17 protein-coding genes and 1 rRNA gene are annotated in these 23,471 nt (G+C 69.9%); 4 read left to right on the forward strand and 14 right to left on the reverse strand.

Annotated elements, in window-relative coordinates; translation table 11 throughout:
• Positions 1-50: 50 nt before the first annotated feature.
• The 7 genes from ACZ63J_RS30600 to ACZ63J_RS30630 form a co-directional block, all read right to left on the reverse strand.
• Positions 51-1,628, reverse strand: a complete 1,578-nt coding sequence (locus tag ACZ63J_RS30600) for a glycoside hydrolase family 13 protein (RefSeq protein ID WP_465401285.1) — start codon at positions 1,626-1,628, stop codon at positions 51-53.
• A 43-nt stretch (positions 1,629-1,671) separates the two neighbouring features.
• The gene (locus ACZ63J_RS30605) at positions 1,672-2,541 is read right to left on the reverse strand and encodes a carbohydrate ABC transporter permease (protein WP_465340688.1); all 870 of its coding nucleotides are present in this window, start codon (positions 2,539-2,541) and stop codon (positions 1,672-1,674) included.
• A complete protein-coding gene (locus ACZ63J_RS30610; RefSeq protein WP_465401286.1) occupies positions 2,538-3,512 on the reverse strand; it encodes a carbohydrate ABC transporter permease in 975 nt (324 codons plus the stop codon). Before ACZ63J_RS30610 ends, ACZ63J_RS30605 begins: the two co-directional genes overlap by 4 nt.
• Positions 3,490-4,866, reverse strand: a complete 1,377-nt coding sequence (locus tag ACZ63J_RS30615; protein WP_465401287.1) for an ABC transporter substrate-binding protein — start codon at positions 4,864-4,866, stop codon at positions 3,490-3,492. Before ACZ63J_RS30615 ends, ACZ63J_RS30610 begins: the two co-directional genes overlap by 23 nt.
• Before the next feature lie 293 nt (positions 4,867-5,159).
• Entirely contained in the window at positions 5,160-6,167 is a 1,008-nt protein-coding gene (locus ACZ63J_RS30620) for a LacI family DNA-binding transcriptional regulator (RefSeq protein WP_465340685.1), read from the reverse strand.
• Positions 6,168-6,240: 73 nt separating this feature from the next.
• Positions 6,241-8,421, reverse strand: a complete 2,181-nt coding sequence (locus ACZ63J_RS30625) for a discoidin domain-containing protein (protein ID WP_465401288.1) — start codon at positions 8,419-8,421, stop codon at positions 6,241-6,243.
• Positions 8,422-8,427: 6 nt separating this feature from the next.
• Entirely contained in the window at positions 8,428-10,698 is a 2,271-nt protein-coding gene (locus ACZ63J_RS30630) for a discoidin domain-containing protein (protein WP_465401289.1), read from the reverse strand.
• A 198-nt stretch (positions 10,699-10,896) separates the two neighbouring features.
• Between ACZ63J_RS30630 and ACZ63J_RS30635 the strand changes: the two genes are divergently transcribed.
• Entirely contained in the window at positions 10,897-11,679 is a 783-nt protein-coding gene (locus tag ACZ63J_RS30635; RefSeq protein WP_465340682.1) for a class I SAM-dependent methyltransferase, read from the forward strand.
• Complete coding sequence (locus ACZ63J_RS30640; RefSeq protein WP_465401290.1) at positions 11,676-12,599, forward strand: alpha/beta hydrolase fold domain-containing protein; 924 nt, start codon at positions 11,676-11,678, stop codon at positions 12,597-12,599. The genes ACZ63J_RS30635 and ACZ63J_RS30640 overlap by 4 nt, the downstream gene beginning before the upstream one ends.
• A gap of 139 nt (positions 12,600-12,738) precedes the next feature.
• On the opposite strand, the gene ACZ63J_RS30645 is transcribed toward ACZ63J_RS30640, so the two are convergent.
• The 5 genes from ACZ63J_RS30645 to ACZ63J_RS30665 form a co-directional block, all read right to left on the reverse strand.
• On the reverse strand, positions 12,739-14,490 hold the full coding sequence (locus ACZ63J_RS30645) for a choline/carnitine O-acyltransferase (RefSeq protein WP_465401291.1): 1,752 nt from the start codon (positions 14,488-14,490) through the stop codon (positions 12,739-12,741).
• On the reverse strand, positions 14,487-15,344 hold the full coding sequence (locus ACZ63J_RS30650; protein WP_465401292.1) for a class I SAM-dependent methyltransferase: 858 nt from the start codon (positions 15,342-15,344) through the stop codon (positions 14,487-14,489). The genes ACZ63J_RS30645 and ACZ63J_RS30650 overlap by 4 nt, the downstream gene beginning before the upstream one ends.
• Before the next feature lie 17 nt (positions 15,345-15,361).
• Positions 15,362-16,219: a HalD/BesD family halogenase gene (locus ACZ63J_RS30655; RefSeq protein ID WP_465401293.1), complete on the reverse strand. Its 858-nt coding sequence runs from the start codon at positions 16,217-16,219 to the stop codon at positions 15,362-15,364.
• A 111-nt stretch (positions 16,220-16,330) separates the two neighbouring features.
• Positions 16,331-16,861 (reverse strand): DUF4232 domain-containing protein, encoded by a 531-nt coding sequence (locus tag ACZ63J_RS30660; protein ID WP_465401294.1) that lies wholly within the window; start codon positions 16,859-16,861, stop codon positions 16,331-16,333.
• 49 nt (positions 16,862-16,910) lie between these two features.
• Positions 16,911-19,508 (reverse strand): bifunctional FO biosynthesis protein CofGH, encoded by a 2,598-nt coding sequence (locus ACZ63J_RS30665; RefSeq protein ID WP_465401295.1) that lies wholly within the window; start codon positions 19,506-19,508, stop codon positions 16,911-16,913.
• 153 nt (positions 19,509-19,661) lie between these two features.
• Between ACZ63J_RS30665 and ACZ63J_RS30670 the strand changes: the two genes are divergently transcribed.
• Complete coding sequence (locus ACZ63J_RS30670) at positions 19,662-21,197, forward strand: IS1634 family transposase (protein WP_465401296.1); 1,536 nt, start codon at positions 19,662-19,664, stop codon at positions 21,195-21,197.
• Here the strand turns inward: ACZ63J_RS30670 and ACZ63J_RS30675 are convergent.
• Complete coding sequence (locus ACZ63J_RS30675) at positions 21,182-21,940, reverse strand: SDR family oxidoreductase (protein ID WP_465401297.1); 759 nt, start codon at positions 21,938-21,940, stop codon at positions 21,182-21,184. The two genes, ACZ63J_RS30670 and ACZ63J_RS30675, sit on opposite strands and share 16 nt — an antisense overlap.
• Complete coding sequence (locus tag ACZ63J_RS30680; RefSeq protein WP_465401298.1) at positions 21,937-22,725, reverse strand: alpha/beta fold hydrolase; 789 nt, start codon at positions 22,723-22,725, stop codon at positions 21,937-21,939. Before ACZ63J_RS30680 ends, ACZ63J_RS30675 begins: the two co-directional genes overlap by 4 nt.
• A gap of 453 nt (positions 22,726-23,178) precedes the next feature.
• Here ACZ63J_RS30680 and ACZ63J_RS30685 point away from each other — a divergent pair.
• A 16S ribosomal RNA gene (locus ACZ63J_RS30685) occupies positions 23,179-23,471 on the forward strand; the annotation flags it as partial.

Raw genomic sequence — 23,471 nt, forward strand, 5'->3', positions numbered from 1 at the left:
TCCACCGGAGGCCGCCGCCGAGTTCGCTCGGCGACGGCCTCCGGTGCGTCCTAGCCGCGCAGCCAGACCGCGGTGTCTGTGGGCAGGGTGTCCGTGACCTCGCCGCTGGCCAGCAGGAGCTCGCCCGCCGGGAGCGCGACCGGGGCGTCCGAGAAGTTCAGCGCGAACGTGAACCCGGACCCGATCCGGAACGCCAGCACCCCCTCACCGAGCGAAAGCCACTCCAGCTCGCCCGCCGGCAGGTCCCGGCGCAGCCGCAGGCCGTTCCGGTACAGCGACAGCATCGACGCCGGGTCCGCCACCTCCGCTTCCGCCGTGTAGTCCTTCCACTCGCTGGGCTGGGGGAGCCACGCGCCGCCGGGGCCGAAGCCGAACGGCGCTTCCGAGCCCGACCACGGGATCGGGACGCGGCAGCCGTCCCGGCCCGGGTCGGCGCCGTTCGTGCGGGCCCACACCGGGTCCTGGCGCAGCTCGTCCGGGATGTCCAGGACCTCCCAGAGCCCCAGCTCCTCACCCTGGTAGACGTACAGCCCGCCGGGCAGCGCCAGCGTCAGCAGCGCCGCCGCGCGGGCCCGCCGGGTGCCCAGCTCCCGGTCCACCGGCAGCTCGTGCAGCCGGTTCGCGAAGCTGAACCCCGTGTCGCCCTGCCGGCCGTACCGCGTGACGTGCCGCGTGACGTCGTGGTTCGACAGCACCCACGCCGCCGGCGCGCCGACGTCGTCGTGCGCCCGCAGCGTGCGGGTGATGACGTCGCGGAAGCGCCCGGCGTCCCACGGGCAGACCAGGAAGTCGAAGTTGAACGCCGAGTGCAGCTCGTCGCGCCGCAGGTAGCGCGCCGCACGGGACATGTCCTCGAGCCACATCTCGCCGACCAGCACGCGCTCGCCCGCGTAGCTGTCGGCGATCTTGCGCCACGACCGGTAGATCTCGTGCAGGCCCTCCATGTCGGAGAACGGCGTCTCGTCGCCGTCGTCGACGTCCGGCAGCCGCGCGTCCTTGACCAGGCCGTCGGCGACGTCGATGCGGAAGCCGTCCACCCCGCGGTCGAACCAGAACCGCAGCACGTCCTCGAACTCCGCGCGGATGTCCGGGTTCTCCCAGTTGAAGTCCGGCTGGCGCGAGCTGTAGAGGTGCAGGTACCACTCGCCGTCCGGCACGCGCGTCCACGCGGAGCCGCCGAAGCGCGACTTCCAGTTGTTCGGCGGCTCGGCGCCGTCCGGGCCGCGGCCGGGCCGGAACCAGAACCGCTGCCGCTCGGGCGATCCCGGGCCCGCCGCGAGCGCGGCCTGGAACCACCGGTGCTCGTCGGAGCAGTGGTTGGGCACGATGTCGATGATCACCCGGATGTCCCGGGCGTGCGCCTCGGCGATCAGCTCCTCCGCCTCGGCGAGCGTGCCGAAGAGCGGCTCGATGTCGCGGAAGTCGGCGACGTCGTAACCGCCGTCGTCCATCGGGGACGGGTACCACGGGGTGAACCAGATCGCGTCGATCCCCAGCTGCGCCAGGTGGTCCAGCCGGGCGCGGACACCGGCGAGGTCGCCGACGCCGTCGCCGTTGCCGTCCGCGAAGCTGCGGATGTAGACCTGGTAGATCGCCGCGCTACGCCACCAGCCGGTCTTGTCGGTCACGGAAGTGCCCTCCTAGTAGTCGTGGAAACCCCTGGGCCGCGGCTCAGCCCTTGACGGCGCCGGCGGTCAGCCCGGCGAGGATCTGCCGCTGGAACGCCAGGAACAGCGCCACCATCGGCAGGCTGGCCAGCACCATCCCGGCGACGAGCACGTTGAGCGGCATGTCGATCGCCACCCGCTGCAGCATCACCGAGAGCGTCTGCTTTTCGGTGTCCGGGAACACCAGCAGCGGCCAGATGAAGTCCTTCCACGCGGTGACCACCGCGAGGATCGACACCACGGCCAGGATCGGCCGCGAGATCGGCAGGATGATCCGCCAGAGCGTGCGCACCGGCCCGGCGCCGTCGATGCGCGCCGCTTCGATCAGCTCGTCCGGGATCTGGTCGAAGAACCGCTTCAGCAGGTAGATGTTGAACGCGTTCGCCGCCGCCGGCAGCCAGACCGCGGTCGGTGAGTTGATCAGGTTCAGGTGCACTAGCGGCAGGTCGGTCACCGTCACGTACGTCGGCACCAGCAACGCCGTGGCCGGCAGCATCAGCGTCGCCAGCATCAGGCCGAGCACGACGTTGCCGAACTTCGGGCGCAGCTTCGACAGCGCGAACGCGGCCGGGACGTCGATGGCCAGCTGCGCCAGCCACGCGCCGCCGGCGACGACCAGCGTGTTGAGGAAGTACTTGCCGAGGTTCAGCTGGCTCCAGGCGTCGCCGAAGGTCTCCGGGTGCCAGTCGTGCGGGACGAGCGTCGCCGGGGTCTGCGCCAGTTCCTGCGGCGACTTCATCGCCCCGGTGATCACCCAGTACAGCGGGAACATGAACGCCAGGACGAACACCACGAGCGTGCAGCCGAACACCACGCCGTAGACGAGCTTGCCGCGCGGGCTGCGCAGCGAACCGGGCGAGACGAGGGTCCTCATGACTGGTCCGCCTTCCGCGTCAGCCGGACGTACCACGCCGAGAACACGCCCAGCGCGACGAACAGCAGCAGGCTCATGGCGCTGGCCGAGCCGAAGTCGTTGTAGACGAAGGCGTAGCGGTAGAGCAGCAGGAGCACGGTGACCGTCGAGTCGTCCGGGCCGCCGCCGGTCATCACGTACGGCTCGGTGAACACCTGCATCGTCGCGACGATCTGCAGCAGCAGAAGCACCAGCAGCACGAACCGGGTCTGCGGGAAGGTGACGTGCCGCAGCCGCTTCCACATGCCGGCGCCGTCGAGCTCCGCGGCTTCGTAGAGCTCGCCGGGGATCGTGCCGAGCGCGGCCAGGTAGATCAGCGTGGTGCTGCCCATGTTGGCCCAGGTGGAGACGAAGACCAGCGAGAGCATCGCGGTGCTGGAGGAGTCGAGCCACTGGCCGCCGGGCAGGCCGACCGCGCCGAGCGCGGAGTTGAACAGGCCGGGACCCGGGTCGTAGAACCACTTCCACATCAGCGCCGTCACGACCGGCGGCAGCATCACCGGCAGGTAGACGGCGAGCCGGAAGAACGCCTTGGCGTGGCGGAGCTCGTTCAGCAGCACCGCCGTCAGGAACGGGACGGCGAAGCCGAAGACCAGCGCGAGCCCGGTGAACAGCAGGGTGTTGCGCCAGGCGACGCCGAAGAGCGGGTCTTTGAACAGGCGCGTGAAGTTGTCGAACCCGACCCACGTCGGCGGGTTGACGAAGTCGACCTGCTGGAAGCTCAGCAGCACGCCGCGCACGATCGGGTACCAGGAGAACAGCGCGAACACCACGAGCGCGGCGCAGAGCAGGCCGTACGCGGTGAGGTTCTCCCTGATCTTGCGCTTGAGCCGGGTCCGGCGGCGTTCTTCCTGGGACGCGGCCGGGCGCCTGGCCCGCGACGAAGACGTCGCGGGCCAGGCGAGGAGGCTACTTGACCTGGGCGAGGACACTGTTGACCTTCGAGGACGCGGACGACAGCTGCTGGTCGATGTTCGCGTTCTGGTCCGTCAGCACCGCCTGCATGACGCTGTCGAGCGCGGCGTAGATCTGCTGCGCGTTCGGCGGCTCGATGCTGCCCTTGATCTTGCTGGTCGTGTCCACATAGGACTGGTAGTTCTTCGCGGGAACGTTGGCGTACTTGGCCTTCAGGGCCAGCTGCTGCTCGCGGACCGAGCCGGTCCAGACGTCGGGAGTGGGCTCCGCGGGCAGGCCGACCGGCTGCTTGCCGTCGACGTACTGCTGGATGTGCTTCTCGAAGCGGTCCGGGTTGAGGTACTTCCACTGGATCCACTCGAGGCCGGCCTTGACCTTGTCCGGGGAGGCCTTCGGGTTGATCATGTAGCCCTCGCCGCCGAGGAGCGTGCCCTGGCCGCCGGGCATGCCGGCGATGCCGTAGTCCTCGTACTTGCCGTTGAACTGCTTGACCAGCACGGGAACGTTGTCCGGGGCGGCCATGTACATGCCGAGCTGGCCGGCGCCCATCATCCGCTGGACGTCCGTGGCCTCGAGGAGCTGCTTGGCGCCCATGGAGTTGTCGGTCCAGCGCATGTCGTGCAGGTACTGCAGGGCCTGCTTGCCCTTTTCGTTGGCGAAGTCGGCGACCCACTTGTCGCCGTCCTTGCGGGCGATGTCGCCGCCCATCGAGTACATCCAGCCGGTCATGTGCCAGCCGCCCTGGTTGTTCTTGCTGTAGTCGGCGTACCCGACGGTGCCGTTGCCGAGCGCGGCGATCTTCTTCGCGGCGTCACGGACCTCGTCCCAGGTGGCCGGCGGCTTGTCCGGGTCGAGCCCGGCCTTCTGGAACAGCGGACGGCTGTAGAGCAGGCCCATCGTGTAGTTCATCGTCGGGAGGCCGTAAAGCTTGCCGTTGGCATCCCGGAAGTTGTCCAGCAGTTCCGGCTTGATGTCGTTGATGTGCGGAACGCTCTTCGCGGCTTCCGTGATGTCGGCGGCTTGGTGCCGCGCGATGATCTGCGCCGGGTCGGTGAAGTAGACGTAGTAGACGTCCTCGAGCTGCCCGCCGGCGAGCTTCGCGGAGAACGTCTTCGGGTCCATGAACCCCTCGTGGGGCTCGATCTGGATGTTCGGGTGGGAAGCCTCGAACTCCTTGACGTCGGCGTCGAAGACACCGCGCTCGAACGGCTGGCTGGTCGGCGGCTGGCCGGTGACCGTGATCTTCACCTTGCCACCGGGAGCGGCGGCGGTGTCCCCATCACCACAGGCGGCCAGTGAGAGAGCAAGGCCACCTGCGGCGAGCAGGCACAACGTTCGGCGGGAGAAGGATCGGGACCAGGGACTGCTCATCTCAAGCCTCTTCTCGGGGTCGCGACGGCTGTCACGTGATTGCGGTCACCTTAAAGTGTGAGAGCAGATCGACGCAATAACCCGACGAGAAGTTGCAAGTTACGAACAGGCCGCGTTCGGCTGGTGTCCGGGAGGTGAGGTCGGTGTGTTGGGGTGGACGACACGCGTGCTTGGGCGGACGACACGCGTGCTTGGGCGGACGACACGGCCCGGGATCGTGTCGTCCGGCTGGGTACGGCGGGCACAACGAAGAGCGCGACGGCTCGCAAGCCGTCGCGCTCTCGAAAAGCGGGTTACGCGATGCGCCGCGCCGTCGACCCCCGGACCACCAGCTCCGGCGCGAACAGCAGCTCCTCCGCCGCCACCTCACCCCCGTTGATCCGCTTCACCAGCAGCTCCACCACCGCGCGCCCCATCGCCTCGATCGGCTGGCGGGTCGTCGTCAACGGCGGGTCGGTGCAGTTCATCAACGCCGAGTCGTCGTAACCGACCACCGAAACGTCCTCCGGCACCGACAGCCCCTGCCGCCGGGCCGCGCGGACCGCCCCCAAAGCCAGCAGGTCGCTCGCGCACAGCACCGCCGTCGCACCACGCGGGTACAGGCGCGCCGCTGCTGCGTGGCCGCCCTCGATCGAGAACATTCCGTGCTCGACCAGCTCGTCCAGGACCGGCAGGCCGAGCTTGGCCGCGTACGACTGGAACGCCTCGAGCTTGCGCTTCGACGGCACGTGGTCGGCCGGCCCGAGGACCAGGCCGATCTTCTCGTGCCCCAGCGAGCTGAGGTGCCCGACGACCTGCTCGACGGCCACCGCGTCGTCGCACGAGACCTGGGGGAGGCCGAGGTGGTCGACCGCCGCGTTGATCAGCACCGTCGGGAGCCTGCGCTCCACCAGGTGGTGGTAGTGCGAGTGCACCGCGTCGGACTGCGCGTAGAGCCCGCCGGCGAACACCACGCCCGACACCTGTTGCTGCAGGAGCAGCTCGACGTACTCCGCCTCGGACACCCCGCCCGCGGTGCGCGTGCACAGCACCGGCGTGAAACCCTGCTGGGCGAGGGCGTTGCCCATGATCTCGGCCAGCGCGGGGAAGATGGGGTTCTGCAGCTCCGGCAGCACCAGCCCGACCAGGCGGGCCCGCTCGCCGCGCAGCTGGGTGGGCCGCTCGTAACCCATCACGTCCAGCGCGGTGAGGACGGCGGCCCGGGTGCTCGCGGACACCCCGGACCGGCCGTTGAGCACCCGGCTGACCGTGGCTTCGCTGACCCCGACCTGGCGGGCGACTTCGGCAAGACGACGCGTCATGAGTGAAACTTTACAGCAACTGGGCGCAAAAGTAAGACAAGCCCGCCCCGGGTGGGGCGGGCTCGTCACCCCCTCAGGCCGCGGCCACTTCGAACTCCGACACCTGGCCGGCGGGCCAGCCGGTGTTGCCGGTGAACGTCAGCCGCACGAAGCGCTGGGACGTCGCCGTGAACGAAGCCGACGCTGTGTTGCCGGAAGCCGGGTCGAACGCGTAACCGCGCGAACCGACCAGCGTCGTGTACGAGCCGCCGTCCGTGCTGCCGGAGATCGTCACCGTCTGCGTCCGCGCGCCCCACGCCGACGACGGCGGCAGCTTGAGCGTCACCTTGTTGATCGACGCCGCCGCGCCCAGATCCACCGTCAGCGTCTGCGGGAACGCGTTGTTCGCGCTCTCCCAGTACGTGTCGGCGTTCCCGTCCACCGCGTTCGAGGGCGGGAACCCGCCGACGGACGCCGACGCGCTGATCGCCTTGCCGCGCGCGAGATTGCTCCCGGACGTAGGCGGCTGCGGCGGCCCCGAGTTCGGCGCGGGCCACGTCGAGCAGTCGCCCCAGGTACCGGTCCAGCCGCTGTTGCCCGACCCGCCGAAGGTCATCTTCGGGATCGACGCCGGGTACGGGCAGTTGTACGTCCCGGTCACCCCGACCCCGGACGCCGACAGGTTGCTGATCGACACCGACCCCTGCGTCTGCGACTGCGCCACGAACGTCCCGACACCCCGCACCGAGACGCCGTCGATCGTGATGCCCTGGATCTGCTTGCCCTGCCCGTTGCCGTCGATGAACTGGATCGCCTCGTACGGGCTCTGGATCGCGGTGAACCCGGTGACCCGGATCGTGACGCCGGTGATCGCCTGGTCCCGCGCGTCGAACCACAGCGCGCCGACGCCGAACTGCCAGTTCGGGTCGAGCGCCCCGGCCCGCAGCGCGGTGTTGTTCGACAGCGTCACCGTGCCGCCCAGCGGTACCGAGCTGAACCGGTTCGCCACCAGGTACCCGCCGCCGAGGGCGTTGGTGTCCTGCACCAGGTTCCCGCTCACCGTGTTGTTAGAACCGCCGTACAGCGCGATGCCGTTGGCCAGGTTCGGCTGCACGACTGTGTTGTTCACCAGCGAGTTGCCCGAGTCGGCCTGCCCATTGGACCAGAGCGCGAGCCCGTCGTCACCGTTGTTGCGCAGGTAGTTGTTGCGCAACGTCGAGTTCGTGACGGCGCCGTCGAAGTTCACGCCGTCGGCTTGGGTGTCGAGGATGCGGTTGTTCTCGATGGTGAGGTTCGACGACGCGCCGTTCATCAGCCACAGCCCGCACTTCGTGTCCTGGATCCACAGGCCGCTCACGACCGAGCCGGTGCCGAGGACACCGTGGAACGCGTTGTCCGGGCTGCCGTCGTTGCGTTCGGTGACGTCGCCGAACACCGCGAAGTCGTACAGCTTGATGTTCCCCGACGCGCCGCCGTTGTTGAAGATGTTGTTGCCGTGCAACACGGTGTACCACTGGCCCGCGCCGCGGACGGTGGTCTGGTCGATCTGCAGCGCCGAGCCGATCTCGAACCGGCCGGACGGCACGAACAGCTCCTTACCCTGTGACCGCGCCGCCGCCAAACCGTTGCGGAACGCCTGCGAGTCGTCGGAGGAGTCGTTCGCCGTGGCGCCGTAGTCGGTCACCGACAGCGCGTTGGCCGGCTTCGAGCCCGCGCCGCCGACCTGCTCGAAGTCGGCCAGGTCGATGGTCGCCTGCCCGACGTCACCGGAGTTCGCCTGCACCCGGACCTTCGCGCCCGCCGCCAGGTTCTGCCCGAGCAGCAGGCGGGCGTCGTCGAAGAAGTGGTGCGTCTTCGAGCCCGTGATGAAGCCGGTGTCCACATAGGTGTAGCGGGACGTCACGGGCAGCGCGAGCGTGGATCCGTTGACGGACACCGAAAGCCGGCCGGACGAGCCGTCGGGCAGGTTGTAGTGGACGTTGATCGCGTTCGCCGCCGCGGGCAGCGTGAACTCGACGTACTGGCCGGTGGTGATCCGGACGGCCTGCCGCCCGGAGGCCTCCGAAGCGACGCTGCCTTGGGTGTAGTCCGGTCCGACGGCCGAGCCGTTCGTCGCCGAGCACTCGGCCTCGACCGTCCGGAAGGGCACGCTCGCGCCGCCGGACGCGGTGGTGGGGCAGGTCGCCGCCGCGGCGGGCGTGCTGCCGGAGAGCACGACCAGGCCGGACGCCGCGAGGGCGGCGGCGAGCAGAGCCGGGATGCGGGACATCGTCATCACCTCTCAGGATGCGTAGGCTTCGAGCTCGGACAGCTGCCCGGCGGGCCAGCCGGTGTTGCCGGTGAAGGTCAGCCGCAGCGTGCGCGCCGACGTCGCCGGGAACGTGATGGTCGCGGTGTTCCCGGACGCGGGGTTGAACGTGTAGCCCGCGGCCGCCTTGACGCCGTCCACCGAGATCGTCTGCGTGCGTGTGCCCCACGCGGACGACGGCGGCAGCTTCAGCACCAGCCGCGACACCGACACCGTGGCCCCGAAGTCGACGGTCACCGACTGCGGGAACGCGTTGTTCGCGCTCTCCCAGTAGGAGTTCGCGTCGCCGTCGACCGCGTTCGAAGGCGGGAACCCGCCCTGGGACGCCGACGCGCTGATCGCCTTGTGCAGCGCCAGGTTCCCGGTCGGCTGGGTCGTGGTGGTCGTGGTCGGCGGCGTGGTGGGAGTCGTCGTCGTGGTGCCGCCGTTGTCCGAGCCGTAGACCGGCGTCGGCCACGAACCGCAGAACGTCGTCGACCAGCCCGAGTTGCCGCCCTGGTCGGCCAGCCCGGCCATCGCGTCCGGGCCCATGCAGTTGTAGACCCCGGCCCGGCCGACGCCGGTCGCGACGACGTTCTTCACCGACCCGGTCGGCTTCGCCTGGATCTGCCAGGCGAAGGTGCCCGCCCCGGTGATCCGCACGTTCGTGAAGTGCACGTCGGTGGTGGCGCTGTCGATGAACTGGATGGCCTCGTAGTTGTTGTCCTGCAGGTCGAGGTCGGTGACGTCGACGCGGCCGGTGATCGCCGAGTCGCGGCCGTCGAACCACAGGGCACCGACACCGAACTGCCAGTTCGAGTCGAGCACGCCGGTGCGGATCGCGGTGTTGCGCGCGACCGTCGTGGTGCCGGACAGCGGCACCGCGCTGAACCGGTTGGCGATGTGGATGCCGCCGCCCTGGTCCTGGTTGTCGGCCACGACGTTGTCGGACACAGTGTTGTCGCGCCCGCCGTAGATCGCGATGTTGTTGGCGAGGATCGGCAGCAGCACGGTGTTGAAGGAGAACGTGTTGTTGTGGTCGGCGTCGTGCTCGGACCACATCGCGAGGCCGTCGTCACCGGTGTTGCGCAGGAAGTTGTTGGTGACGGTGACGTTGCTGATGCCCTGGTGCAGGTTCAGGCCGTCGGCGGTCTGGTCGAGGATCCGGTTGCCGGACACGGTGAGTCCGTCGAACGGCCCGTCGAGCCACAGCCCGACCTTCGTGTGCTGCAGCCACAGGTTCTGCACGACCGAGCCGCCGCCGAGCGCGCCGCCGATGGCGTTGGACTGGTCGCAGTCGACGCGCGCGTCGACCTGGCCGATGATCGCGAAGTCGTACAGCTTCACGGCGCTGCTCGTGCCGGGAACCGCGCCGTTGCCGGGATACGTCGACGTCCCGCAGCTGGCCGGCTCACCCTTGCCGAAGATCCCGGCGCGCGGGCCGGTCAGCACGGAGTACCACGGGCCGGCGCCGCGGATCGTCACCTGGTCGACGGTGATGTGGTGGCCGAGGGTGAAGGTCCCGGACGGGATCCAGACCTCCTTGCCCTGGCTCTTCGCGGCGGCGACGGCGGAGTCGAACGCGCCCGCGTCGTCGCTCGTGTCACCCGCGGTGGCGCCGTAGTCGGTGACGGACACCGAGTTCGCCGGGCGCGCGGCCGCCGCGCCGACCTGCTCGAAGTCGGCCAGGTCGATCGTCGAGGCCGTGGTGTCGCCCGCGTCGACCTGCAGCTTGATCTTGGTGCCGGCCGGGTACGACGTGCCGAGCAGCGCCCGGGTTTCGTCGTAGAAGTGGTGCGCGTGGCCGTCACCCGGGTTGTTCGTGAACGGGTACGAGCCGTAGTACCAGGCGTACTTCGACGTCAGCGCGATGTCCTGGTTGTGGGCGCCGCCCACGTAGAGGGAAATCGTGCCGCTCGTCCCGGTGCCGTTGCCGGAGTCCGGGAGGCTGTAGCGGAAGTCGATCGAGTTCGCCGGCGCGGTGAGCGTGAACTCGACGTACTTCCCCTGGCCGGACAGCGTCACCGCCTTCCGGCCGGACGCTTCGCCGGCGAGCGTGCCGGCGGCCCGGTTCGGGCCGATGACCGAACCGTTCGTGGCGGCGGTTTCCGCTTCCTGTTCGGTGAAGGGGACCGTTGCGCCGCGGCCGGCGGCGAGCGCGTCGGCCGGAACCGCGGCGATGGTGACACCGGCCGCCGCGATCACGGCGAGCGCGAGGGCGCCCAACTGTTTCTTGGGCGCACTGAAGACAGAGCTGGGAGACATGGGCAGCACTGGCCTTTCCGCAGCAGGTGGGGACCTCTGTGACCGGGATCATACGAATCCTGGACAAGAAATCGCAATAGTTGGACGAACTTACGCAACTTTGCGACAGGAATTGACCGCTGAGCCGGATGCCGGACGCTCGCTTACGCCCGCCGGAGCAACGTCCGGGACGCGCGCCGCCGCTGCTAGTTTTCAGTCATGAGCCAGCGACGTGCGGACGGCAGCGCCGGGGACGCGGACTACGGCGCGATCGGCGGGGTCTACACCGACTACCGCAGGCCGGATCCCCGCATCGGGCAGTACATCCTCGACGCGCTGGGGGACGCGCGGAGTGTGCTCAACGTCGGCGCGGGCGCGGGTTCCTACGAGCCGGCCGACCGCGAGGTGACGGCGGTCGAGCCGTCGGCGTCGATGCGCGCGCAGCGGCCGGCCGACCTCCCGCCGGCCGTCGACGCGGTCGCGGAGAAGCTGCCGTTCCCGGACCGGGCCTTCGAAGGCGCGATGAGCACGTTCAGCGTCCACCAGTGGAACGACCTGTGGGCCGGGCTGAAGGAGATGCGCCGGGTCACCCGCGGCCCGATCGCGATCCTGACGTGCGACCCCGCGCTGCTGCGGCGGTTCTGGCTGCTCGACTACGCGCCTGAGGTGATCGAGACCGAGGCGCGGCGCTACCCGTCGGTCGACGACATCGCCGACGGGCTGGGCGGCGCCACGTCGATCGTCCCCGTGCCCATCCCGATCGACTGCACCGACGGGTTCAACGAGGCCTACTACGGCCGCCCGGAACGCCTCCTCGACCCGGGTGCGCGGCTGTCGTGTTCGGCGTGGAGCTTCGTCGACGACCGCGTGCACCACCGCTTCGCCGCGGAACTGCAGCACGACCTCGACGACGGCACGTGGGAACGCCGCTACGGCCGGCTTCGCGAGCAGCCGACGTTCGAAGGCTCACTGGTCCTCGTCGTTTCGGAACCCTCGGCGTGACCCCGCCGCCGTTCGACGCGGAGCTGGCGCCGATCGTCGAGACCCTGCGCGCGCTGCGCCCGCCACTCGTGTCGCTGCAGGACATCCCGGGCCGCCGGGCGCTGAACGCGGCCGAGCACCGGACCGTCGGGGAGCTGGCCGCGGCGTACCCGGAGCACAAGGTCACCGAGGAGTACGCGGGAGACGTTCCGCTGCTGGTGATGACGCCGGCGTCCAGCGCGGGTGTTCTGTACTACGTGCACGGCGGCGGCACGATCGTCGGCAGCCACCTCGGCTCGGACGTGCCGAACCTGCTGGACTGGGCGGGTTCGCTGAGCTTGACGGTCGTCTCGCCGGGCTACCGGCTCGCGCCCGAGCACCCGTACCCGGCGCCGGTCGAAGACTGTTACGCCGGTCTGCTGTGGACGGCCGAGCAGTTCGCCGGGCCGACGGTGATCGGCGGTGTCAGCGCGGGCGGCGGCCTCGCGGCGGCGACGGCGCTGCTCGCGCGCGACCGCGGCGGGCCGGAGCTCGCCGGGCAGCTGCTGATCTGCCCGATGCTCGACGACCGCAACAACACCCCATCGGCGGTGGACCTCGACGGCCGCGGGTTGTGGGACCGCACGGCCAACACCGTCGGCTGGACGGCGTACCTCGGTGACGGCTTCGGGACGGAAGACGTGCCCGCGTATGCGGCCCCGGCTCGCGCGACCGACCTTTCGGGACTGCCACCGGCCTTCCTGGACGTCGGCACGGCGGAGACGTTCCGCGACGAGGTCGTGGCGTACGCGAGCCGGATCTGGCAGGCGGGCGGCGAAGCGGAGCTGCACGTTTGGCCGGGTGGCTTCCACGGGTTCGATTCGCTGGCCCCGAAGGCCAGGCTCAGCCGGGCGGCGCGGGCCGCCCGGCTGGCCTGGTTGCGGCGCTTGCTGAAGCAGTAGCAGCGGCCCGCGCGTGGCCCGGCGATCCCGGTGCTGGGCGGAGGTTTGCCGTCCATCGGAGAACGTCGGAGTTCGCGTGGCGGGCCTCGGAAACCGAAGCTCAGCCGGGCGGCGCGGGCCGCCCGGCTGGCCTGGTTGCTCAGCCGGCTGCCAGCAGCTCCTGCAGCTCGCTGACCGCCTTCGTGAGTTCATCGGCGAAGCGGTACATCTCCGCCGACACGTGCTTCGGCGTGCTCAGGTAGATGTTCCAACGATCCGGCAGCAGCACATACGCGATCCCGATGCACTGCGGGCTGGTCGAGCCGAACCCGAAGTACTGGATGTTGACCGACGGCGCCGAGCTGGTGCTCAGGTAGTCGTCGCGCATCTTCAGCCAGCCCGGTGAGCCGTACAGCGCCGGTACCTCAGTCTCACCGCGGCGTTTCCCGATCAGCTGCAGCTCCCACAGGTGCTGCTCCGGCGCGTCCCCGGCCTGGCACTCCTTCGCCCGCGTGACGTGCTTCGCCGCGGCCGCGCGCAAAGCCTCCCGCTTCTCGCCGTCCGAAGCGGCCGGGTCCGTCAGGACGTCGGCGAAACGCACGACCTCCGGCGTCACGACGCGCATCGCCTCGGTGCGGCCGTTCCGGAACTGCCGGGTTGCGATCGACTCGTACGTCGCCCCGGTCAGGCCCTTCGCCCGGCGGTGCGCGAGCTGGTACGCCATCTGCGCGAAGGCGTCCGGAGACATCTTCAGTTCCTTCGCGCGGTTCGCGCCGAAGTCGAACGACACGGTCTGCGTAGCCGTGGCGTCCGCGTACGCCCTGAAGGCCGCTCCGGCCGCTCGAGCGTCTTCGCGGAGCTCGTCGGTCAGCGTGAACTCCACCGCTTCGAAGCCCGGCACGCCGTCGGCGGCTTCCCGCGTTGCGCGCGAGCCGCTCAGCAGGACGTCGGTGAAGCCGAGGATCGTGGTGCCGTCGAGCTCGCAGTGCTCGACGTTGATCCCCGCGGTGCCGTCCTCGAACACGACCAACGAAACTGCCTTGTCGTACCAGCGGTTGTCGCCGTACAGCAGCCGGTCGCTCGCCTCCTGTGCGTTCGACGGCGCGAAGTCGTCCAGGCACAGGCAGAACAACGCCGTCTCGATCGTCTCCAGCGCTTCGGCGTTGCCGGCTTCGAGCAGGGCGGCCCGCGAAGCCGCCCACTCCGCGCGAGCCTTCGTCGTGAAGTGCCCGGGCGCCGCGTCGGGCCGAGCGCGGTCGTCCTTGAGGATCGCGCGCAGGCCGTCGGCGATCTGCTCCGGCGAGTACGGTCGGCCGTCCTCGGTGATGACGTCCATCCGGAACGGCGTGTCGCGGTGGAAGACCACGATGTGCCGCTCGGGCGACGGGAACCGCGTGCGCGCGGTGTCCAGCAGCTCACCCGGGATGCGCGTCGCCGAGAAGAGGTACTTGTGCTGCACCATCGACTGCGGCGTGCCGCGCAGGAGCACCGGCGGCACCTCCTCTTCGTCGAGCCGCAGCTTGTAGTCCACGGCGGACGCGGCCAGCTCGGCCGCGCGTTCCACCTGGCCCAGCTCGGACGCCCGGAACAGGAAGAAGAAGTTGGCGTTGAGCGCGATCCGGTCGCGGCGGCCGAGGTAGCGGTACGGCCAGAACGTGTCGAGCCAGCTGTGCACGCCCGGCGAGCGGTCGTACTCCTCGAGCGCGGCCTGCAGCCCGTGCGCGGGACTGCCCGGCGCCAGGAACTCCGCGACCGCCGCTTCCGTCTCCGCCAGCTCGGCCGGCGTCAGCAGCGGTGCGCACCACTCGAGGAAACGGCGGCCGCTGTCCTCCAGCGTGGGGACGGGGACCCGGGGAAGCCGGTCCTCGTTGCCGAAGGTGCGGGTGGACCAGTCCGGACTGCTCACGATCATCCTCGTTCGTCGGGGTCAACGGCGTTGAGCGCGGACGCGAGCCCGGCGGCCGCGCCCTTCTTCGGTCGGGAAACGTACAACTGCGCGTACAGCCAGCCTTCGGCTTCGAGGCCCGCGGGATCAACCCCGGCTTCGGCCAGCGTGCCGAGGATCTGCGCCTGCTCTTCTCCGGAGGCGAACCGGCGCTGCCGGTAGACGCCGTTGATGGCCGCGGTTTCGTACCCCAGCGCGGCCAGGCTCTCGGCGACCGGTTCGTAGGAGAACATCCGCAGCACGAAGTGCGCCATCCACGGCCTCGAGCCCCGCGCGATCCGGGTGATCGTCTTCTCGGTGACGTAACCGATGCATCCGGTCGACACGACGAGGTCCACCTGGTCCAGCAGCGCCTGCTGCGCCGCGTCCGGGTCGTCGCGCTCGAAGTCGGCGTGGATCGTCTCGTCCAGGAAGCCCGCGGAAAGCGCGTACTCCAGCGCCGGCTCGGACGCGTCGAGGCCGAAGAACCGCGGGCCGTCGGGCACGGCGTGGGTGGCGACGAGCCGCCGGTCGCGCTCGAGCAGCGCGGTGTGGTCGAGGTCTTCGACGCCGGGCGCGGTGTACTGCTCGTACAGGTCGTCGATGCTCGCCTCGCAGCGCAGCAAGGCGCTGTTGACGCCGTAGGAACACCCGACGTCCAGCACGGTCGGCTGCGCGATTCCGCGCTCGGCCTGGTATTCCTCGATCAGTTTCGTGAAGTACGGCTTCCCCAGCTGCGGAATCTGGTAGTCCACGCGCTGCAACGTCCCGAAGAACGGACGGGGGTCGGGCGCGGTGTAGATGTGGTCGAACGAGATCTTGCCGGTCGAGTCGAAAGGCACGGGCCAGGCTCCTAGATCTAGTCGAGCAGGGCGTCGCCCCGCACGGCGCGATCGGCCAGATGCTGGGGCAGGACCCGGCCGAACAGCTGCCTGGTCCGCTCCGGGCTGCCGATGACGCCGGGGCGCTCGCTGTAGGCGAAGATCGCCGAATGGCGGGCGATCTTCCCCTCCACCCTAGTGACCCGATGCAAGGCGAAGCGGCCCTTGAACAGCTGCAGATCGCCCGGACGGAGGCCCAGGCGCTGGACCGGACGGGTGTTTTCCCCGGAAAGCACACCCCGCACACCGGCGAAGTTCTCGTCCTCGGCGGAACGGATGTCGGGGCAGTATTCGAACGTCCCGCCGTCTTCCGCGGCCTGGGTCAGCATGCTGACGGTGTAGGAGTTCGTGTCGAAGTGCCACGGGTGCGCCCGGCCGGGCGCGATCACGTTGAGGGTCAGCCCGGCCAGCGGGTCGGCCAGCTCGTGCAGCTCCGGCAGGCCGAAGCAGTCGGCGACGAACCGCTGGAACAGCGGGCTGGTGTGGAGCCGGCTGATGATCGACGACGCGGGGACGCGGTCACGCGCGACGAAGGCGTTGCCGCGTTCCATGACCGTCCGGCCCGGGTGGTCCTCGGGCAGCGGGGTGTCGAGCGCGATGTTGTAGGCGTTGACCTGCTCGACCTTGGTGTACGCGTGCGGCTCGAGCGCGGCGCACTCGGCGCGCAGGACCTCGTGCAGCTCGGGCCGGATGAAGTCGGCGAGGACACTGCAGCCGACGTCGGCCAGGTCCGCGCGGGTGCCGGCGACGGTCTCCCGCCAGGCGGCGCTGCCCGGTTCGGTGAGCGGGTAGCGGTCGGTGTCGACCATTTCCAGCGCGGCCACGGAGGTGCTCATCGAAGTCCCTTCGGCAGGTGCAGCTTCGGTGCTTGACCTGGTCGTGAGGGAAAGAGTTAGCACATCTCCGGGTGCGTCAACCGTGGGTTTGTGAGCGGTGACACAAGGTCATCAGTTCCCGATTTCCGTCGCCCACGAGCTGACCGTGACGGTGTCGGTGGTGCCGAGGTCGGTGTCCAGCGGCTGCTTCTGCTCGGGTTCACCGGGGACCGGCACCACGGAGATCGCCGCGCCACTGCGCTGGTCGCCGTCGGTGACGGTGGCCGACCACGCGAGCACGGCGACGACCTTCTCGCCCGGCTTCAGCGTCACGTTCTGCGGTCCGAGGTCCCGCGCGAAGTACGACGTCCCGTGCTCGACCTTCACCGCGAGCGCCGAGCCGTCGCCCGCGAGGATCTTCAGGTCCGGATAGCCGGTGACCTGTCGTGGCCCGCTGTCTCGGTTGGTCAGCGTGAGGACACTCGCGCGGTGCCCGAGCCCGGCCTCGACCTGACCGACCGAAAGCGACAGTCCCGCCGACGGCGGCGGCGCGTACGTCGGGCTCGGCGCAACCGTGGGTGTCGGGGCAGGTGGTGGCGCCGGAGTGCCGCAACCCGCGAGAAGCACGACGAAGAGAACTGGTGTGAACCGGAAAACCCCCATGGGCCGGAAGAGTAGCGGGCACCCTGGAGCCCGGGCGCCCGCTACCGTCTTACGGCGTGAGCAGGGGCAGCAACGGCTTGCGCACGGCGGTCGCGACGCCGTCCGACGCCTCCGCGGCGGCCAGTCGCTCGGCCGACGGACGGCCGTAGCCCGTCGTCCGCTGCACCAGCGGCCGGCCCAGCGGCTCGACCATCTCGCGCATGTCGCTGATCGTCTTGTACGACCCGTTCGACGCGCCGGCCATCCGGCTGATCGTCTCCTCCATCAGCGTGCCGCCGATGTCGTTGACGCCGCCCTGCAGCACCGCGCGGCTGCCCTCGGTGCCGAGCTTCACCCAGGAGCTCTGGATGTTGTCGATCATGCCGTGCAGCAGCAGCCGGGCCAGCGCGTGCACCGCGCGGTTCTCGTTCTGCGTCGCGCCCGGGCGGGCGAGCCCCGCGAGGTAGATCGGCGAGCTCTGGTGGATGAACGGCAGCAGCACGAACTCGCTGAACCCGCGCTTGCCGTGCTTCTCCAGGCCGTCACGCTGCAGCTTCGCGAGCAGCTTGAGGTGCGCGACCCAGTGCGCGGGCGTGTCGACGTGGCCGTACATCATCGTGGACGTCGTCGGCAGCCCGACCTCGTGCGCGGTGGTGACCACCTTGATCCACTCGGACGTCGGCAGCTTGCCCTTGGTGAGCACCCAGCGGACGTCGTCGTCGAGGATCTCCGCGGCCGTGCCCGGCAGCGAGTCCACGCCGGACTCCTTCGCCGCGATCAGCCAGTCCCGCAGCGACAAGTTCGTCCGCGAAGCGCCGTTGACGACCTCCATCGGGCTGTAGCTGTGCAGGTGGATGTCCGGCTGACGGCGTTTGACCTCGGCCGCGAGGTCGAAGTACGCGGTGCCCGGCAGGTCCGGGTGGATGCCGCCCTGCATGCAGATCTCGGTCGCGCCGGCGGCCCACGCCTCGTCGACGCGGTCGCCGACCTGCTCCAGCGAGAGCGTGTACGCGTCGGCGTCCGTGCGACGCTGCGCGAAGGCGCAGAAGCGGCACCCCGTGTAGCAGACGTTGGTGAAGTTGATGTTCCGCGTGACGACGAAGGTGACGTCGTCGCCGACCGTCTCGCGCCGCAGGTCGTCGGCGAGCTTCGTGAAGGCGTCGAGTTCCTTGCCCTCGGCCGACAACAACGCCAGCGCGGCGTCGTCGGAGAGCCCGGCGGGGTCCTTTTCCGCGCTGCGCAAGGCTTCCAGCACGGTGGAGTCGAACTTCTGCGGCCCGGTCTTGATCCGGTCGCCGATCTCCTTCCAGTCCCCGTAGACCGAGTCGAAGTCGCTCCGGCGGTCTTCGGTGCGGCCGGTGGTGTCGATCTCGGTGTGCAGGTCGGTGCGGCCGGACTCCTGCCAGCCGCCGTCCGGCTCCTGCCACGGGATGCCGACCGGCATCGCGCCTTCGCGGGCCATCCCGGTCTTGGCGTCGACGAGCGCCGCGACGTGCCGCGTGATCCGCGGGTCCAGCCACGGCTCGCCCGCGTTGACGTACTCCGGGTAGATCGTCAGACGTTCCTTGAGCTCGAAGCCGGCTTCCTCGGTGCGGCGCGCGAGCTCGTCGATCTGCGGCCACGCGCGTTCCGGGTTGACGTGGTCCGGGGTCAGCGGCGAGACGCCGCCCCAGTCGTCGATCCCGGCGCGGATCATCAGGTCGTACTGGCGGCCGATCAGGTTCGGCGGCGCCTGGATGCGCATCTTCGGGCCGAGCACGAGCCGCGCGACGGCGATGTTCGCGGCGAGCTCTTCGAGGTCGGCGTCCGGGGTCGCGCGCATCTTCGTGTCCGGCTTGGCGCGGAAGTTTTGCACGATGACTTCCTGGATGCCGCCGTAGGTCTTGGCGACCTTGCGGATCTCGAACAGCGCGTCCGCGCGCTCCTCGTGCGTCTCGCCGATGCCGATGAGGACACCGGTGGTGAACGGGACGCTGCTGCGGCCGGCGTCTTCGAGCACGCGCAGCCGGACCGCGGGGTCCTTGTCGGGCGACCCGTAGTGCGGCCCGCCCTTCTCGCTCCACAGCCGGGTCGCGGTCGTCTCCAGCATCATGCCCATCGACGGCGCGACCGGCTTGAGCCGCTGGAAGTCCTGCCAGGTCAGCACGCCCGGGTTGAGGTGCGGCAGCAGGCCGGTCTCCTCCAGGACGCGGATCGCCATCGCGCGGACGTAAGAGAGTGTGTCGTCGTAGCCGTGCGCGTCCAGCCACTCGCGGGCAGCCTTCCAGCGGTCCTCGGGCCGGTCGCCGAGGGTGAAGAGGGCCTCCTTGCAGCCCATCTCCGCACCCTTGCGGGCGATGTCGAGGACCTCGTCCGGGGAGAGGAACGGCGATTCGAGCCGGCCCGGCACCGTGACGAACGTGCAGTAGCCGCAGCGGTCGCGGCACAGCCGGGTCAGCGGGATGAACACCTTGCGGCTGTAGGTGATGATGCCGGCGCGCCCGGCCTCGGCCAGACCGGCGTCGCGGATGCGGGAGGCGTACTCGGACAGCTTCGCCAGGTCTTCCCCGCGGGCGTGCAGCAGGACGGCCGCCTCGGCTACGTCCAGTGTCTTCCCGTCCCGCGCCCGGGCGAGCGAGCGGCGCATCGCGGAGGCGGTCGGGGTGGTGGCGTCGGGTTCGGGTCCCATTCCGCCCACGCTAGGACCGTCCTCGGGCGACCAGCCAGTGTGCGTTCCGCACCACGTTCACCCGAACGATTCACGTGCCCGTCGACGCAGGTCAGCGCGCTGCCGTGGTTGTCGATCAGCGCGCGGAGGTGTATTACCTAAAGGGTGGCATCGGTGGTCGGGAAGAAGATCGGCGGACGGACGTACTACTACCTCGCGGAGTCCGCCCGGGTCGACGGCAAGCCCCGTGTGGTCACCCAGCGTTACCTGGGCACGGCCGACGAGATCGCCCGGGCGGTCCCCGGCGGCGAACCGGCTGCGGCTTCGCACCGGACGTACGGCGACGTCGCCGCGGTCTGGGCGACGCTGTCCCGGCTGGACTTCGTCCGCCGCGTCGACGACGTCGTGCGGTCGAAGCCCTCGCTGGGCCTGAGCCTGGCGGTCGCGGTGCTGCACCGGGCGACCGCGCCGGAGACGCCGATCGGGCCGTGGTGGGCGGCGAGCCCGGCCGCGGACCTGGTCCGGCTGTCCACAGTGGATGGTCTGTGGCGGGCGCTGGAACGCCTGACGCCGGAGCGGATCGCGGGCATCGAGGAGACCGTTTCCACCGCCGTCCTCGAGACGCTCGACGACCACGAGGCCCTCGCCGTCGACGTCCCGCAGTTCGCCGTGTTCGCCCCCGCGGACTGCACGCTGCCCACGGCCTGCCGGGAGGTGCTCGCCGGCGTGGGGCTGCGCGTCACCCGCGACGGCGCCATCCCGCTGGCCTCGCGGCTGTACCGCCGCGACAACGCCCCGACGTTCGCCGCGCTGACGGGCGCGCTGGGCTCGGCCACGCTGGTCTTCCACGCCGGGCAGGCCGCGCAGCTCGACCTCGGTTCCCGCCGCGGGTTCGTCGGCTCGCTGCCGCTGACCGACCACCCGGAGCTGCTGACGCAGCCCGCGTCCGCCCGCAAGCGCGTCGACCCCGAGCGGTTCGCCGGCCTCACCGCGCTCGACACGCACGCTGTCGTTGACGGGGTCCGCCGCCGGGTGATCCTGACCCACTCGGCGACCCTGCACGCGGCCCAGTCCCGGGCGTTCGCCGACGAGCTGGCCACGACCACCCGCGAGCTGGACGGCCTGGCCGCGGCCTTGGCCGCCGGCACCCACCGCGGCGACCGCGCGCAGGTGCACGCCGAAATCGGCCGGGTCACGCGCGGCCGGCGCATCGAACGCGTCCTCACCGCCGTGCTCACCGGCACCAGGCCCGGTGAGATCCGGGTGGAACGGCGGATCGATTCCGCCGCAGTGGCCCGGCTGGACGACGAGTTCTTCGGCAAGCAGGTGCTGGTCACCGACCGGGACTGGCCGGTCGGCGACGTCGTCACGGCCTACCGCGCCCGCACGCACCTGGAGTCGACGTTCCGCTGGCTGACCGGGCCCGCGCTCACCGGCCCGACTCCGCGCTGGGAGTGGACGCGGGCGCGGATCGCGGCCCACGGCCTGGTGTCGGTGCTGGCGGCGACGGTGACCCACCTGATGCGCCGCGAGGCGGACCGGGCGGGGATGAACCTGTCGGTCCGGGAGCTGCTGGACCAGCTCGCGGGCATCGGCGAGCTGGTCCTGACGTACCCGTCGACGGGCGGGCGGCCGCGGACCAAGCGCCTGCTGACCGGGTCGGACCCGGAGCAGCAGGCGCTCTACCAGCTGTTTCAGCTCTCGCGGTAGATCTGCAACGCCGAGAAGCTCTGGACCACCGGCATCAGCTCGATGACGTTGATGTTGACGTGCTGCGGCTGGTTCGCGGCCCAGAAGACGGACTCGGCGACGTCGTCCGCGGTCAGCGGCGTCGTGCCCTCGTAAACCTTGTCGGCCTTGTCCTGGTCGCCGTCGAAACGGACCTTCGAGAAGTCCGTGCCGCCGACCATGCCGGGCTCGACGTTCGTCACGCGGACGCCGGTGCCGTGCAGGTCGCTGCGCAGGTTGAGGCTGAACTGGTGGACGAACGCCTTGGTCGCGCCGTAGACGTTGCCGCCGGGGTAGGGGTAGGTGCCGGCGATCGAGCCGATGTTGATGACGTGGCCGCGGCCACGCTCGACCATGCCGGGCAGCAGCGCGCGGGTGACGTGCGCGAGGCCGCGGACGTTGGTCGCGATCATCTCGTCCCAGTCCTGGAGCTCGGCGCGGTGCGCGGGCTCCAGGCCCTTCGCCAGGCCGGCGTTGTTGACCAGGACGTCGACCTCCTTCCACTCCCCGGGAAGGCCGTCGACCGTCGTTTTGACCGCTTCGGGGTCGCTGACGTCGAGCTGCACCGGGAGGACGGCGTCGCCCAGGTCCCCGGCGAGCTTCTCGAGCTTGTCGTGGCGCCGGGCGACGGCGATCACCCGGGCGCCCTCGGCGACGAACCGGCGCGCGATGGCGTCACCGAAGCCGGCGCTGGCGCCGGTCACGAACACGGTCTTCTGAGTCATGGGGTGGCTCCGCTGCTCTTCAGGAAGGTGCTGAGTGCCTCGTCGAACTCGGTCTCGCGCTCCAGGTTAGGCAGGTGGCCCGCGCCGTCGACGACCACCAGGGTGGAACCGGCGATCTCCCGGTGGATCAGCTCGGCGTCGGCGACGGGCGTGAACTCGTCCTCGCTGCCGACGACCACAAGAGTGGGGACGTTGATGTGCTGGAGGGTGCCGGTGTAGTCGGGACGCTCGGCGCGGCCTCTCAGCGCGGCCGCGGCTCCCTGCCGGGGCGCGTCGCGCATCATGCGCCGGACGTGCGCCTCGACGTCCGGCCTGCCCGCGCGGGTGCTCCTCGAGATCATCTTGGGGAGCAGCTCTTCCGCGTACTGGTGCATGCCTTCCTCGGTGATCCTCGCGGCGGTGGTGATGCGCGCCTGTTTCGCCGTCAGGGTGTCGAGGCCCGCGAAGGTGTCGGCGAGGAGGACGGCTTCCGCCCGGCCGGGGTGGTCCTTCAGCAGGTGCATGACGACCTGGCCGCCCATGGAGAGGCCGCCGAGGACGAACGTCGCGAGGCCGAGGTGGTCGGCCAGCTCGACGAGGTCGCGGGCGAAGACGTCGAGACCGGTCTTGGTGTCCGTGCTCGGGGAGGCGCCGAAGCCGCGGAGGTCGGGGGTGACGACGCGGTAGCCGCGGGCGGCCAGGCACTCGGCCTGGGGGCGCCACATCGAGCGGTCGAAGGGGTGGCCGTGGACGAGGAGGACGGGCCGGCCGGTCTTCGGGCCGAGGGCGTCGTGGGCGAGGGTCATGCGGCCGACGCTAGGCGGAGCTTTGGCGCGGGGCAATACGGTGCAATGTACTCGGAGCAATGTTCTTTTCTGGCTCTTTCGCTGGCGCTCCGGGGCCGGTGGGTGCAGACTGGGCCGCAGACGAGCTTCGTCGTGGGGTCTGACCTGCGCTGATCTTGTTAAGGGACCCCCCTGTTTCGGGCCCTTTCGGGGCATGTAAAGTTCTCCAAGTCGCCAGGGAAACCGGGCGGCGGGGACACGAACCAAGCTCTCGCGGAAAGCGATTGAGTGGGTGGCCCACAAAAACTGCTAGGAATGACTCGCTTCGAGTAAGGCCGCTTGACGGCGGCGCGACTCGGGTGTGTTGCTTGAGAACTCAACAGTGTGCTAGTGAACTAAGCCAGTAGAGCTTATGTAGTGAACCTCGTATGAGGTTCCTTTGAGAGCATTAAATTGCCTCGATTAAACTGTTCATTGTTGGAGAGTTTGATCCTGGCTCAGGACGAACGCTGGCGGCGTGCTTAACACATGCAAGTCGAACGCTGAACCACTTTCGGGTGGGGATGAGTGGCGAACGGGTGAGTAACACGTGGGTAATCTGCCCTGCACTCTGGGATAAGCCTTGGAAACGAGGTCTAATACCGGATATCACCTCCTACCGCATGGTGGGTGGTTGAAAGTTCTGGCGGTGCAGGATGAACCCGCGGCCTATCAGCTTGTTGGTGGGGTAATGGCCTACCAAGGCGACGACGGGTAGCCGGCCTGAG

Source organism: Amycolatopsis sp. NPDC104863 (assembly GCF_055582965.1).